The organism is Wolbachia endosymbiont of Drosophila ananassae (assembly GCF_008033215.1).
Lineage (GTDB): Bacteria > Pseudomonadota > Alphaproteobacteria > Rickettsiales > Anaplasmataceae > Wolbachia > Wolbachia pipientis.
This window is the reverse complement of sequence record NZ_CP042904.1, coordinates 114778-128386: the sequence shown is the minus strand read 5'-3', so window position 1 is coordinate 128386 and position 13609 is coordinate 114778. Positions and strand designations below refer to the sequence as shown.

The window sequence follows — 13609 nt, the reverse complement described above, 5'->3', positions numbered from 1 at the left end:
CACCAACCGGTTGCCCGATTCGCACTGATGCGTAGACTCAGATGGCAAAACATCTGGTTTAATAAGTTTTAGAATCCTTTCAGTTTCTTTCTGGAGGAATTCCTCTCCTTTTAAACAATATGACCGAAGACTTTCAGGTCGCACCATCTCAATTATATATCTTGACCCACTAGAATCCCTGCAAAGAACATCAACTATACTTTGTCTATCAGAGGCAATTTCAGGGTCCATAATGGTGCTTAAGAATTCTACTTCTTGTATAGTATTGACTTCAGTACATCCTAAAATATCATTTAAAAAATGGATAAGAATATTCTTATTTTTTTCAGTACCAAAGATTTTCTTAAATGTTAAATCTAACTTTGGATCGAGAAATTTAGAAAGAGCCATGGCAAGAATGCTTGAAAATATTAATAATTATACACTATTATTAACAATTATTCAATTATATTTTTAAGGAAGACAACTTTTAACTTTGTAAAAGATAGCCAAGAAAGTTGCATTTGCAGCAAATTTTAAGATACCCATCTATGGCCTAACTTAACGCACATGAACGTTCTCAGAAGCCCTGTTATTCTACTAATATCTCTCTCTTCCCTGAGTAATTTGGAGCGCTGACAACACCTTCTTTTTCCATTCTTTCAACAATATTTGCAGCTCTGTTATAGCCTATTCTAAGTTGTCGCTGAATGTAACTGGTTGAAACTTTTTGATCTCTTTGAATGATGGCCACTGCTTGATTGTAGAGGTCGTTTTCTTCATCCTCTGTTTCACCTTCTGATTCCACAGAAGAATTTTCATCTTCTTTGGTAATTTCCTCCATATAATTTGGCTCACCTTGCATTTTCAGATGATCAACTATATCTTGTACCTCATCATCGCTCACAAATGGGCCGTGAATTCGAATAATCTTACCACCAGAGGCCATATAAAGCATATCACCCATACCAAGCAATTGTTCAGCCCCTTGTTCGCCAAGTATTGTGCGACTATCTATCTTAGAAGTAACAGCAAAACTGATTCTCGTTGGAAAGTTCGCCTTTATCACACCTGTGATCACATCCACAGATGGGCGTTGTGTTGCCATTATGATGTGTATTCCTGCAGCACGAGCCATCTGAGCTAAGCGTTGAATAGAGCACTCTATTTCTTTGCCGGCAACAAGCATCAAATCTGCCATTTCATCTACAATCACTACAATATATGGGAATGTTTCCATTTTAATCGGCAGCTTTTCAAACAAAGGTTTGCCTGTTGTTGAGTTAAAGCCAATCTGCACAACGCGCTTCAATTCTATTCCACTATTCATCGCTTCTGTGATTCTTTGGTTATAGTTTATTACATTGCGTACATTCAAATACGACATCATGCGATAGCGATTTTCCATCTCTTTCACTATCCACTTAAGAGCGACTACAGCCTTTTTTGGCTCTGTTACCACTGGCGTTATTAGATGCGGTATTGCATCATATATTGAAAGCTCAAGCATTTTTGGGTCGATCATTATCATCTTACATTCATCAGGACTTAATCGATAAACGAGTGAAAGAATCATAGTGTTAATCGCAACTGATTTACCTGACCCTGTGGTTCCAGCAACGAGCAAGTGGGGCATTTTAGTTAGATCTGCAATAACTGGTTTTCCACTTATTTCTTTGCCAAGCGCAATTGGGAGATTTAAGTTTGCATTTTGGTATTCTGGGGATTCAAGCAAATCACGCAGCATTACAATTTCCCGTTCCTTGTTCGGCAACTCTATTCCCATAGCATTTTGCCCACGAATTATTGAAATACGTGCAGAGAGTGCACTCATCGAACGTGCAATGTCATCTGCAAGGCCAATTACTCTTGCAGATTTCGTGCCAGCTTGTGGTTCAAGTTTGTACAAAGTCACAACCGGCCCATAGCATACACTGATAATTTTTCCTTGCACGCCAAAATCACTCAGGACTTGTTCCAGCAGAGATAAATTTTTATTGCTCTCCATTTCATTCAGCTGCTTTCTCTGCAAAGACTCCTCTGCTTTAGAAAGTAAATGGATACTTGGAAACTTAAACTCACTTAAAACCTCCTCGGTAGCTTTTTTCTGTCTTTCTTTTGGTTGTTGTTTAGTAGTGATTTTAGTTCTATGTTTTTCTTCTACTACTAATGGTGCAATTGAATACTCAGTAGTTTTATGTGATCTGAAGAATGGAACATTTACAAATAAGCAAGCTATTTTTTTACATAAGAAGAATAGAGAGTAAATTGTTCTCTTCCAACCAACAGATCCTACAAGACCTATTGATGTTACTATCACAAATATATAAAACGGGCAGTTATTAATTAGTGCATTCCCTATTATTCCACTGTGTCTGTACCTTGCAGTGATGCCTAGCGAAAGTTGTGGTAGTATAGCACATATCCCTAAATTGATTAATATTAAATAGAGAATTTTTAGCAGCCTTTTTGATGGCCTGAAGATCAACAAGTAAACTATGGTTGTAGCTATTGTAACACTAGTTAATCCAAGAAATTGAACCAATATATCAGCTAAATATGAACTTACTATTCCACCTAAATTTGTCACTTTCTCATTTGTAGCTGTGTTTAAGGAAGGATCTTTATAGTTGTAGCTAAAAACTGATATATATATATATATTAAGAGTGATAGATATACTGCTGCTTTTAGATATCTTTTTAGCATCTACTTAAAAGTAGTAATTCATTGTATATTGTACAAAGCGAATTGCTATTAGCAATATCATTATAGATAAATCTAATCCGTTGAACGGTGGTATGTATCTTCTGATAATTTTTAGTGGTGGATATGTCAATTGGTTCAAGATGTGCATTATGCTACTGACAATTTCATTATATATGTTCACCATATTAAGTTTAATCAGCCAGTTTAGGACAACCCAACATATTAGAATGAAGCTATAAAGATCAAGTAACGTATTGAGTAGATATATGATTGGATGCATACATATCTATTACACGAAAGTTATATAAAAGACAAGTATTTAGCCTTTTCAAACTCAAAATGTTGTTTTTGCTGAACCAAAAAAAACTTCATTTTTTGAGCTGCGCAAAGCCACCTAAAGTAGAGAATGGACAAGGAAGGAGGGGTGTATAATATATATTAATGTTGATATTTATTTCTTATAAATATCATCTCTATGTCCTATCTCTGTGATAGTTACTATATGATCTAATTGATTTACTCTGTAAATTACACGATAGTCACCAACTCTTAGCCTTCTACATCCTTTTAAGTTATGATGTAGTGGTTCACCAAAATTTATTGGGTCAACTGTAAGACGTTCTTTTATAGCCTTTTGAACTCTTAGCCTTATTATCTTTGGAAGATTTGGTAAATCTTTTTCAACAACACTCTTTAGAGACTTAACCTTGTAACGCTCTAATCCCACTTAATATCTTCAAAATCAACTGTTTCTGCACCTTCAACATCACGCTCATCAGAAATTTTAGATACTAAAAAATCCTCCATTTCAAGCTCAACTGCTTCTCTAAATAGTTTTCCTGCTAATTCTTGAACGGGCTGTTTAGTAAATTCAGATAATTCAGCAAGATGCTTTAAAGTTTCTTCGCTAAGAGCTATGTTAATGCCTGAATTTGCCATATGTTTTACCAAAGTCCACTAATAATTATACAACATTTTTTTTAATTTTTCAATAAAGGAAGTTGATGATATGTAAGAAAAATTTTGCCACCTGCGTTAATAAATAATTAAAGATTTAGCATATTTATCTACCCTCTATTCTATTACTTAAGTTAGACCACTTTTTTCTATTAATATTTTTTGTTTATAAAGATGAGCAGTTACTCATCACGCAGTTGATCTATGGATATAATACTACCGTTTGATAGTTTTTCAGTACATTTTTCACTTTTGTATTCTTTATCAGAGTCGATACTGATTTTGTCAAATATTAAAACATCTCCTGAAATTTTATCACGAAACTCACTAATAGCAAAAAACGGTATAGTAATTCGCTCTTGTTTTCCTTGAAAACTCAAACTGACGCTAAATTTATCCTCAGAAACTTTTAAATCATAGAATTGATGCTGTAATATAATAAGCATTTGAGTAGGGTATGACTTTTTCAAACGATCTGGCATGGTCACACCATTAAAATATGTGAAAAATAATATTTCTAAGTGAGGGATAAAACCATTACCTGATATAACATCTAAAGTCTTTTTGATAACTTGAAACTTAGCAGAATTAAGCAGTTTTTTGTAATCTGTTTGCTCGATATAACTTTCACATACGTAAATTTTGGGGGAACTTCTGTTACCCGGCGTTCCCTAAACCGTGCTTTAGTAATAAACCGGTTGTGCTAAATTAAGCAGCAACACGATATTCTTCAGCAGCAAAATTATCGTTTGCATTTAAATTATGAACTCTTAGCGGTGGTGTCTAACCGAGCAAAGCTACCATCTTTACTATGCATGTCGATCCTTAATCGCCCCCGTATAATTAAAAAACATGGTGGAGGCGCCGAGTACTGCCCTCGGGTCCAATACACCTATTACAAGGTAATTTTATTGCTATAGTACACAAAATGTACATAGCTATTATATAGCAACATTAAATAAATGTCAAGATATTATGACCTTAAGTTGATTTATTGCTAAAACAAAATTAATATTTCCAGTAAAAAATTCTGTGCTCTTAACCTGACACATATGGCTTTTTGAATACTCCCAATGAAAATATTTATAAATAAATATTTACTCTTCTTTTTTATTGTTTTTAGGTTTTTCTTGATCAACCATTTCTCCACCGATCTCTTTTATTTTTAGTATCAACGACTCTGGTACATAAATGTCAATTACTTCTTCTGCTGTCACAAATAAAGCCTGATAAGAGTGTGAATTTATTATCCAATTAGGCAATATGTCTTCTGCTTCTATTTTATACTCTCCCTCTTTTTTGTCATATACTGTGTAGCAATATAAGTGCACAGCAAAAAATAATACATAAGAGAGCAATATTCCTTTAAGCACTCCGAGAAAGATTCCAGTAACTCTATCGATAAACCCCAACCTTATGGGTAATAATATGTACATTAGCCAGTTATTTATTATCATGAATATAAGATTAAGTATAATAAATACAGAGATTGTAGAAAGTATGTTTAGTGTAACTTTAGAATCAAAATATTTACTATAATTTGGAGTGAAAAAATCATAGTGATTAGCTGTCAGAAAGACCGATAAAAATAGAAACATTAGTGCGCATAGCTCTTTTATAAAGCCTCTAGTTACCGAGATTATTACGCATAGAACAACAATGAAGATAATTAGGCTATCGAAAAGCATGTTTTATATCTATATGGTTTTCAAGATATAATAGTTGTAAATAACAAGGTTGTAAAATTAATTGTATTTATGCTGCATCAATTGATCTAAATACCTAGCGATCATGTCAATTTCTAAATTCAAATAATCATTTACTTTGTTGTACTGAAAAGTTGTATTTTCCCATGTATAGGGAGTGATATTTACTGTAAATTCCTGATTAACAACTGAATTCACTGTGAGGGAAACCCCATCTAGTGTAACGGAGCTTTTTTTTGCAACAAATTTAATTAATTCTTGTGGGCACGATAGTTTGATTTCATGAGAATCTAAATTTTGATTAATTGTTAAAAATTTTACTATCCCATCAACATGACCCTGAACCAGGTGGCCATCGATCTTATCGCTTAATCTCATTGCTTGTTCGAGATTTATTTTTTTTCCTATTCTCCACGTATTTAAGTTAGCAACCTTCATAGTTTCTTGAGATGCTTGGACTGTAAATGTATCGCTCATTATATCAACAACAGTTAAACACACACCAGAGCAAGCTATTGAATCTCCTTTATTTATAGAGGATAAATTTTGTGTCTTGATATGGAAAATTTGATCAGAGTTGGAGTGAGTGGTAGTATCAGTTATAGTCCCGATATCCGTGATAATTCCTTTAAACATATGGTGAAAATAAATAATTTTACCATGAAAAATTTTTTACAACAACTTATTTCTATTTTGTTATAGTTAAAGTAATTCTGGTTTACCGACAATTTAAAAAACGACAAATTCGTCATCCCGCTACGTGTTAGCGGGATCTAGAGATACCGTGACGGTATGACGTAGGAAAACTGAGCCTGCACTAGCTATAGGCGCGAGAAAGGGGATCGTTTTCACTTACTTGCTTAATAGATTCTATAGAATATTCAGAATATATAAAGCGAGCTAAATTCAAAATACACAGCGCGATTAATATTGGCAACCCTATGTTCAATGCTAACCCAATACTTTCCCTTTTTTCTGGTGGCACTAATCCTTTTAACATTGACACTTTTCCTAATGGAAAATGCCATAAGCAAAGTGTTGATGCAGATGCTAATATTATAAATAGACAAAAATAAGCCTTTTTTGAGGAAAATACAGTTTTTAACGGTGATTTGAGTGTAATGTTAGTAGGTGGTAGAGTTTTAGCTTCATTTGTTGCTGGTGAAAGATCTTTAATTGGTAAAGGGTTTGTAGATTTATGAGGAGTATTTTCATGTTGTGGAGAAGGTTGTTGTATATAAACACCTGAAACTAATTTAAGCAATTGCTCTTTTTTTCTATATACTTGTTTTTGTAAATATTCTTTACCTAAAAGTGAGTTACTAAGAGGTTGTGGCCTTTCGAGTATCTGTAATACTTCTGATATTTCGCCTGGCTCTAATATTGCATGTAATTGTTTATCTTGAAAGTAAACAATATTGAATACTGAGCTGAAAATATTGCAAAATGTTTCTGGATCTTGATTTTTGTATCCACTCATCACTTCAATAAATATTTTATCGAGTTTTTTCCCCCTGTGCTCAATTTGGTTATCTATCATAGCTACTCTAGCATCATTTTGTGCTTGTTTTATGGCTAATGGTTTTTCTTTCTCTGATAGTTCTTTGGTCTGCTTTTTTGACTTCTTTTTTCTGTTAGCCTTAAAATACTCTGTGTGCGAAGTAGTTTGACCTACATTCTGTTCTGCTTCTTGAGGTATTGGATTTTCTATACTACCCCCTGTCATCCGAGTAGCTTGACTACTTGGATCCATGTTTCTTTTTTCCTGGTCAAGCGCTGGAATGACACCAAATAGTATATTGTTGCTCTGTATAGAAAATTTTGGCAATTGTTGGGAAAAGAATTGTGACGTATTAAAAAGATTGGGCAGACAGAAAAAAGATCTAAACCAGAAAACGTTTTCATGCATTACAGCAACTGCTATCGAAGCGCGTGTAACTTGTTTTCCATTATTTGTTACATCGAAGCCAAATGAGCCTGTAACTGGTACGATTTGTCTATTTTGTGCATTTTTTTGGTTAGCTTCACTCTGTTCTTTTTTGTCTTCATTTTCAGTTTTTTCTGCATGTTGTAGCTTTTCATTTAGAAATAACTCGATTTGGTGCAAGTTGTCCAGGTTAATGTTTTCAACGTCTGTTTGTAGCGTTATCGTTGTGCCCTGCAGAAGGATTTGAGGCGGAGCATTATTTACGAATTCTTTTACAGTTTTATAACTGTTAGTTTTACAGTAGTTATTATATAGTTCACTGCTTTCTTTGGGCACTTTTATGTTTGCTGTAAAATTTTTTTCCCGGGAAAGGCAGATTTTGAAAAAATTAATTAAAGAGTTTATTCGAAATAACCTTATATTAAAGGTGTCTTTATCTGTTGCTGTTAGCTCAAATGAAAATTCTTGTATATTACTTTCAATACTTCTCGAGCGAATAGTACTGATCTTAATTGTTTCGCTAGAAAATGCTTTACTTATGTTTCTGGATTTTTCCTTAAAGAGCTTAGGTAAATCCTCTATTTTATACTTATTCTTAGTTTCAGTATTACTGTTGTGCATAGTTGATACAGCAAATTCATCAACGCAAAGGTAAATAAAAAAGATTAATTAGTCAATAAATTAATAATCAGAATAGGGCAATTTTTCGGATTGTTGATGATATTTAAAATTTCACTATAATGAAAATTTAAGCCAGCGTTTTTAAGATGAATAAAGAGTTATTAGATGACATACTTTCACTTGAAGATAAAGCAGTTTCCGAAATTGAGAATGCTTCTTCTTTACAAGATTTAGAAAAAGTTAGGCTATCATATTTGGGAAAAAAGGGTGTAATTAAAGCTTATTTTGACAACTTAAAAGAGATAGAAGACGCAGGAAAAAAGCGCAATTTAGGCGAAGTTATCAACGTTTTACGTAATAAGCTAGATCAGCTTATAATGAATAAGGAGAATATACTAAAAGCCGAAGAAGTTAACTTTAAATTGCAGAACGAGGCAGTTGATATCACGTTGCCTGCGAGGCCAGAAAAAATTGGCAAGGTCCATCCACTCAGTAAAGTTATAAATGAAGTAAAGCTTATTTTTGCACATATGGGTTTTAAAGCAGTTGATGGCCCTGATATTGAAGATGAATTTCATGTATTTGATGCACTGAATACTCCAAGTCATCATCCTGCGCGAGAGGAGCAAGATACCTTCTACTTAAAGAATAAAAGAAACGATAAAAGAATGGTACTGCGCACTCACACTTCATCTGTACAGATTAGAACCATGGAAAAAACAAAAAAATTCCCAATTAAAATAGTAGCCCCTGGTAGGGTATACAGAAATGACTTTGATGCAACTCATACTCCTATGTTTCACCAGATAGAAGGGTTATATGTCGATGAAAACGTCAATATGGGCCAGTTAAAATTTACTATTCATCACTTCCTTAATAAGTTTTTTGGAGATAAAGGGCTGAAGATACGTTTTCGTAATAGTTTTTTTCCTTTTACTGAACCCTCTGCGGAAGTGGACATAAGTTATAAAGGTAGTAAATGGATAGAAGTGCTTGGATGTGGTATGGTGCATCCAAATGTCTTTCAAAATGTTGGAATAGACCATACTAAATACAACGGTTTTGCGTTTGGCATTGGTATAGAAAGGCTTGCGATGCTAAAATATCAAATCAGCGACCTAAGAAGCTTTTACGATAACAAAATCAGCTGGCTTGATCATTACGGTTTTCATTTTTCATCTTTAAGATAAGTGATAAGTAAAACTCATACGTTCGTTATACTTGCTGCAGGGCATGGCAGGCGGATGAATTCAGATTTGCCTAAGGTCCTACACAAAATAGGCAATTTTTCCATGCTTCAGCATGTCATTTACAATGCAAAACAGTTAAATCCTGAAAATATTGCTGTTGTAGTTGATCAGCCTTTAATTGAAAGACTAAAGTGCTTTGAGGATATACAGTTAATTACACAAGAATCAACACTCGGCACGGGGGATGCAGTCAAAACTGCGATGAGAAACCTGAAAGAATTGCCAGATTCGAACATAGTTGTTGTGCAGTATGGAGATACTCCGCTCATAAAAAGCAGCACAATAACTAAAATGATTAGTTATTTAGAAGGCAAGGCTCTAGTTTGCCTAGGTTTTAGGGCAAGCAATAAAGAATATGGTAGGTTAATCATTGAGAATGGTTCCTTAAGAGAAATCGTAGAAGCAAAGAGTGATAAAAATAATCATGAAGAGTTTCTTGCCAATGCTGGAATAATGGTTGCATATGCAAAGAATTTACGTGAATTGGTGGAGAAAATAGAGTGCAATAGCTCAACTCATGAATATTATTTGACCGATATAGTTTCCATTGCAGTGAAGAGTAATTTAAATGTCGGTTACGTTATTACGGGTGGAGAAGAAGCAACGGGAATAAATAACAGAAATGACCTTATAAAAGCTGAATTTTACTTTCAAGAAAATAAAAGAAAAATTTTTACCGACGCCGGAGTAACACTTGTTGCGCCAGAGACTGTTTTCTTTTCTCTTGATACGCAAATTGCCAGAGATTCAGTTATTTACCCATATGTTTTTTTCGGTACTGGAGTGAAAATAGAGTCTGGTGCGAAAATACTGCCATTTTCGCATTTAGAAAATTGCTTAATTAAAAGTAATGCTGAGGTCGGTCCATTTACCAGAATACGCGGAAACACAACAATTGGTAATAAGGCAAAAATAGGAAATTTTGTGGAAGTGAAAACAAGTGAAGTTGGTCAAAACACTAGAATAAAACACTTAAGTTATATAGGAAATGCTAAAGTAGGGCAGGAGAGTAATATAGGAGCAGGCACTATTGTTTGTAATTATGATGGGAAAAATAAACATGAAACGAATATAGGGAGCAATTGCTTTGTTGGCGCCAATAGCTCACTAATTGCGCCGCTTAATATTCATGATGAATCTGTAATTGCAGCAGGTAGTGTTATAGTTGAGGATGTACCAGAAAAAAGCCTTGCAATAGCAAGAGAAAAGCAAGTAACTAAGAGAATAAAGTAGTCTAATTTAATTATGTTGTTGTGTCATTTTTAATATTAGACTTCTTGCATAACCATATAACAAACTTTTATTGGGAATAGAAACAAAAAAACTTCCTTGACAAACTCCGCCAGCCCCCTTATCATAACAGTGAAGCTATTGTATTTGCTTTCGCCAATCTGCAGATTAAAAGGTAAGGATTACTTAATGTATCGGCGTCTTATGTTCAATTTTTTGCAGTATATAGATACTGTATGTCTTTACAAAACTTCATCTACATCTAGATTTTTATCTAAATAAGCTGAACGCGCTTATAAAGCGTTACAAGACATCAAAAAATGCCAATACTCGACAGAGATAGTAAAAGACTAGCTAACTCAGGGGTCCTTTGTCTTTTTTTCTGCTTAGTAAATTTCTTAAACATTTGCAGCGTAGGTTAGTTGCAATTAAAAGCAGCTGAATTTCGCTTGTCAAGCGTTTAAAACATAAAAAACGCCAATATTTTAAAGCGGATAATAACCCCAGGGCTTCTTTTGCCTTTTTTTTCGTTTGGTAAATTTCTTAATGTTTATAGCTAAACGACAATCGTCATCCCAGCGGGATCTAGAGATACCGCGGAGGTATGACGGTGTAGATAGTATCCCGCTACGTGTTAGCGGGATCTATGTTAAGGTATGACGGTTAAGTAAGGGATCTATGTTAAGAGATACCGCGAATGAATCGCGGTATGACGGTTAAGTAGGGTGTCCATCCCAGTGCTCCTGTGATGTCATTCCAGCGCGTGACGCTGGAATCCCAAAAAAGGATGATGTCATCCTAGTGCTCCTTTTTTTGTCATCCAAGTAGCTGACACTGGGATGACAAGAAGAGGGCGCTGGCTCTTGGATGGAAACCAGTGTCAGCTACTTTCATGACACCATTCTTTTTCCTGGATTCCAGACTGGAATGACATCATCCTTTTTTCTAGATCCCAGTGTCAAGCTACTCGGATGACAGGAGAAGGGGCTACTTGCATGACGGTGTCGGTAAACTTAGAGCTATAATAACTATTTGCCTTTTTTCTGCTTAGGTTATGCAAGAAGTCTACTGTCTGAGAAAAGGTAGATAAAAGATGAAAACAGATAGAAGTATTTTAGTAGCTCAAAAAGAACGTTAAGTCATGCTTTTTATTTATATTGACAGCGTATATGACATCGTTTACGATTAAAGTTAATAACAATAATTTATATTTATCATGTTTGCAGTAATTGAGACTGGTGGAAAGCAATATTTAGTAAAAGAAGGTAGTATAATAAAGGTAGAGAAGTTAGAAGCTGAAGAAAAAAAAGAGGTGGAAATCAATAAGGTGATTTGTATTTCAAATAATGGCTTATCTTATTCATCTAATGCTACTGTTAAAGCTGAAGTATTGGAGCAGTGCAGGGGGGAAAAAATTATAATCTTTAAGAAGAAAAGAAGAAAAAATTACCGTAGGAAAACTGGTCATAGGCAGTATATAACTGTTCTTCGTATCAATGAAATTAGTCTTCAAAAGTAAGAGGTAAGATATGGCAACTAAAAAATCAGGTGGTAGTTCCTGTAATGGTAGAGATTCGGCAGGTCGTAGGTTAGGGATAAAGAAGAATGGGAAGGTTATTCCTGGTAACATAATTGTACGCCAAAGAGGCACAAAATTCCATCCTGGAAAGAATGTTGGTATAGGTAAAGATCATACGATTTTTGCTAAAATAGAAGGCTGGGTCAGCTTTAGAAGATCAGCAAATAAAAAGACTTTTATTGATATCGTGCCTACAGATAATATGAAAGCTTCAGCTTGAATAAATCATGGGTCTGTAGCTCAGGTGGTTAGAGCGCACGCCTGATAAGCGTGAGGTCGGAGGTTCAACTCTTCCCAGACCCACCATTTAGTAGTTACTAACTGTGTTTTCTATAGCGGTTTTGATATTGTATAAGCAAAAACATGAGTTTATATAAAAATTTAGTAACCAGTGAATCAGTGGCGGCTGGTCATCCAGATAAAGTAGCAGATCAAATTTCAGATGCAATACTTGATGAATACCTTTTCACTGATCCTTTTGCGCGAGCTGCAATAGAGACTTTAGTCACCAAAGATAACGTTATTATAGCTGGGGAAGTGTTTGGGCCTAACATCAAAAATAGCAGGATTGAAAGTATTGTACGGAATACAATAAAAGATATTGGTTACGAGCACGATGGATTCCACTGGAGAAAAGTGAAAGTAAATATATTGCTACATGAGCAATCAAATGACATTGCAATAGGGTTGGATCAAGGTGCTGGAGATCAGGGCATAATGTATGGCTATGCAACAACAGAGACAAAAAACCTTATGCCGGCACCCATTTTTTATGCACACTCGATTCTGAAAAATATCATGAGCGCAGTTAAAGAAGCAAAACTTGGTCCAGATGCAAAGTCACAAATCACTTTGGCATATGAGAATAACCTCCCGGTACGTGCTGAAAGTATTATTGTCTCAATACAGCACCCTGAGGATTTGGATCAATCAAAAGTAAAAGAAATAATTTACCCTTACATAGTTTCATCTTTACCTGAAGGATGGATGTGTCCTGAGGAAAATCTCTTAGTCAATCCAACTGGTAGATTTGTTATTGGTGGACCGGTTAGTGATTGTGGATTAACCGGACGAAAAATTATGGTTGATACTTATGGAGGTTATATTCCACACGGTGGAGGAGCGTTTTCCGGAAAAGATGCAACCAAAGTTGATAGATCTGCGGCTTATATGGCAAGATATCTTGCTAAAAATATTGTCTTTGCAGGTTTGGCTGAACGTTGTCTTGTGCAGCTTTCTTATGCAATTGGTGTATCAAAACCTACTTCATTCTATATTGATACATTTGGTGCGAATACGGTAGAGGAAGGAGTAATTAAAAAGTTTATCGAGAATAATATAGATTTATCAACAAAAGGCATAATCAAGCATTTATCGCTTAATCATCCTATATATAAACGTACAGCCTGTTATGGACATTTTGGTAAACAGTCGGAAAGGGACGGTGGATTTTCTTGGGAAAACATGGACTTATCTGCTGATCTTTGTAGAGAATTCAATATAGAAGGTAATAGTAAAATTTCTTTAGATTGCTAAAATTTTTGATTTACAGCCCCATATTTATATACTAGCTTATTGTTAAAGCATAGCACGCTTTTTCATAATAATTATACCACATTAGTAATAATTTTTATATTCAATTTTTATTGTGAG

At 34.6% G+C, this 13609-nt stretch carries 13 protein-coding genes, 1 tRNA gene, 1 other RNA gene and 1 pseudogene; 6 read left to right on the top strand and 10 right to left on the bottom strand.

All coding sequences use genetic code 11. The annotated features are described in order from the left end of the window. Positions 1 to 144: 144 nt before the first annotated feature. From EA652_RS07345 to EA652_RS00600, 10 genes and pseudogenes are all read right to left on the bottom strand, one after another. Positions 145 to 390: pseudogene (locus EA652_RS07345) on the bottom strand (PD-(D/E)XK nuclease family transposase); the annotation flags it as partial. Positions 391 to 571: 181 nt separating this feature from the next. Next, positions 572 to 2686: an FtsK/SpoIIIE family DNA translocase gene (locus EA652_RS00640; protein ID WP_006280290.1), complete on the bottom strand. Its 2115-nt coding sequence runs from the start codon at positions 2684 to 2686 to the stop codon at positions 572 to 574. A gap of 4 nt (positions 2687 to 2690) precedes the next feature. Next, complete coding sequence (locus EA652_RS00635) at positions 2691 to 2966, bottom strand: YggT family protein (RefSeq protein WP_012673067.1); 276 nt, start codon at positions 2964 to 2966, stop codon at positions 2691 to 2693. 171 nt (positions 2967 to 3137) lie between these two features. Further along, positions 3138 to 3413 carry a type II toxin-antitoxin system RelE family toxin gene (locus EA652_RS00630; protein ID WP_007550684.1) on the bottom strand — a complete coding sequence of 92 codons (276 nt, stop codon included), beginning with the start codon at positions 3411 to 3413 and terminating at the stop codon, positions 3138 to 3140. Next, positions 3404 to 3625 carry a hypothetical protein gene (locus tag EA652_RS00625; RefSeq protein ID WP_006279415.1) on the bottom strand — a complete coding sequence of 74 codons (222 nt, stop codon included), beginning with the start codon at positions 3623 to 3625 and terminating at the stop codon, positions 3404 to 3406. Before EA652_RS00625 ends, EA652_RS00630 begins: the two co-directional genes overlap by 10 nt. A 200-nt stretch (positions 3626 to 3825) precedes the next feature. Then, positions 3826 to 4212: a ClpXP protease specificity-enhancing factor SspB gene (locus tag EA652_RS00620; protein ID WP_255317434.1), complete on the bottom strand. Its 387-nt coding sequence runs from the start codon at positions 4210 to 4212 to the stop codon at positions 3826 to 3828. A 74-nt stretch (positions 4213 to 4286) separates the two neighbouring features. Beyond that, positions 4287 to 4616, bottom strand: a transfer-messenger RNA (tmRNA) gene (gene ssrA / locus EA652_RS00615). 124 nt (positions 4617 to 4740) lie between these two features. Further along, entirely contained in the window at positions 4741 to 5331 is a 591-nt protein-coding gene (locus EA652_RS00610; RefSeq protein WP_006280249.1) for a CvpA family protein, read from the bottom strand. A 57-nt stretch (positions 5332 to 5388) separates the two neighbouring features. After that, on the bottom strand, positions 5389 to 5985 hold the full coding sequence (locus EA652_RS00605; RefSeq protein ID WP_012673066.1) for a riboflavin synthase: 597 nt from the start codon (positions 5983 to 5985) through the stop codon (positions 5389 to 5391). A gap of 181 nt (positions 5986 to 6166) precedes the next feature. Beyond that, complete coding sequence (locus EA652_RS00600) at positions 6167 to 7897, bottom strand: hypothetical protein (RefSeq protein ID WP_006280251.1); 1731 nt, start codon at positions 7895 to 7897, stop codon at positions 6167 to 6169. 146 nt (positions 7898 to 8043) lie between these two features. On the opposite strand from EA652_RS00600, the gene pheS reads away from it, so the two are divergent. The 6 genes from pheS to metK all read left to right on the top strand — a co-directional run bounded on the left by pheS (position 8044) and on the right by metK (position 13492). After that, positions 8044 to 9087, top strand: coding sequence for a phenylalanine--tRNA ligase subunit alpha (gene pheS / locus EA652_RS00595; protein WP_012673065.1), 1044 nt, complete (start codon positions 8044 to 8046; stop codon positions 9085 to 9087). Continuing rightward, entirely contained in the window at positions 9088 to 10380 is a 1293-nt protein-coding gene (glmU, locus tag EA652_RS00590; protein ID WP_012673064.1) for a bifunctional UDP-N-acetylglucosamine diphosphorylase/glucosamine-1-phosphate N-acetyltransferase GlmU, read from the top strand. A 1213-nt stretch (positions 10381 to 11593) separates the two neighbouring features. Beyond that, entirely contained in the window at positions 11594 to 11896 is a 303-nt protein-coding gene (gene rplU, locus EA652_RS00580) for a 50S ribosomal protein L21 (protein WP_006279565.1), read from the top strand. 10 nt (positions 11897 to 11906) lie between these two features. Beyond that, on the top strand, positions 11907 to 12176 hold the full coding sequence (rpmA, locus tag EA652_RS00575; RefSeq protein WP_006279564.1) for a 50S ribosomal protein L27: 270 nt from the start codon (positions 11907 to 11909) through the stop codon (positions 12174 to 12176). A gap of 9 nt (positions 12177 to 12185) precedes the next feature. Next, positions 12186 to 12262, top strand: a tRNA-Ile gene (locus tag EA652_RS00570). 57 nt (positions 12263 to 12319) lie between these two features. After that, complete coding sequence (gene metK / locus EA652_RS00565; protein ID WP_007548829.1) at positions 12320 to 13492, top strand: methionine adenosyltransferase; 1173 nt, start codon at positions 12320 to 12322, stop codon at positions 13490 to 13492. The last annotated feature ends 117 nt before the right edge of the window (positions 13493 to 13609 follow it).

Bases quoted from the DNA above. Each gene is read 5' to 3' on its own strand.
- EA652_RS00640 (WP_006280290.1), bottom strand. From the start codon at position 2,686: ATGCTAAAAAGATATCTAAAAGCAGCAGTATATCTATCACTCTTAATA.
- EA652_RS00635 (WP_012673067.1), bottom strand. From the start codon at position 2,966: ATGCATCCAATCATATATCTACTCAATACGTTACTTGATCTTTATAGC.
- EA652_RS00625 (WP_006279415.1), bottom strand. From the start codon at position 3,625: ATGGCAAATTCAGGCATTAACATAGCTCTTAGCGAAGAAACTTTAAAG.
- EA652_RS00610 (WP_006280249.1), bottom strand. From the start codon at position 5,331: ATGCTTTTCGATAGCCTAATTATCTTCATTGTTGTTCTATGCGTAATA.
- EA652_RS00605 (WP_012673066.1), bottom strand. From the start codon at position 5,985: ATGTTTAAAGGAATTATCACGGATATCGGGACTATAACTGATACTACC.
- EA652_RS00600 (WP_006280251.1), bottom strand. From the start codon at position 7,897: ATGCACAACAGTAATACTGAAACTAAGAATAAGTATAAAATAGAGGAT.
- pheS (WP_012673065.1), top strand. From the start codon at position 8,044: ATGAATAAAGAGTTATTAGATGACATACTTTCACTTGAAGATAAAGCA.
- rplU (WP_006279565.1), top strand. From the start codon at position 11,594: ATGTTTGCAGTAATTGAGACTGGTGGAAAGCAATATTTAGTAAAAGAA.
- rpmA (WP_006279564.1), top strand. From the start codon at position 11,907: ATGGCAACTAAAAAATCAGGTGGTAGTTCCTGTAATGGTAGAGATTCG.
- metK (WP_007548829.1), top strand. From the start codon at position 12,320: ATGAGTTTATATAAAAATTTAGTAACCAGTGAATCAGTGGCGGCTGGT.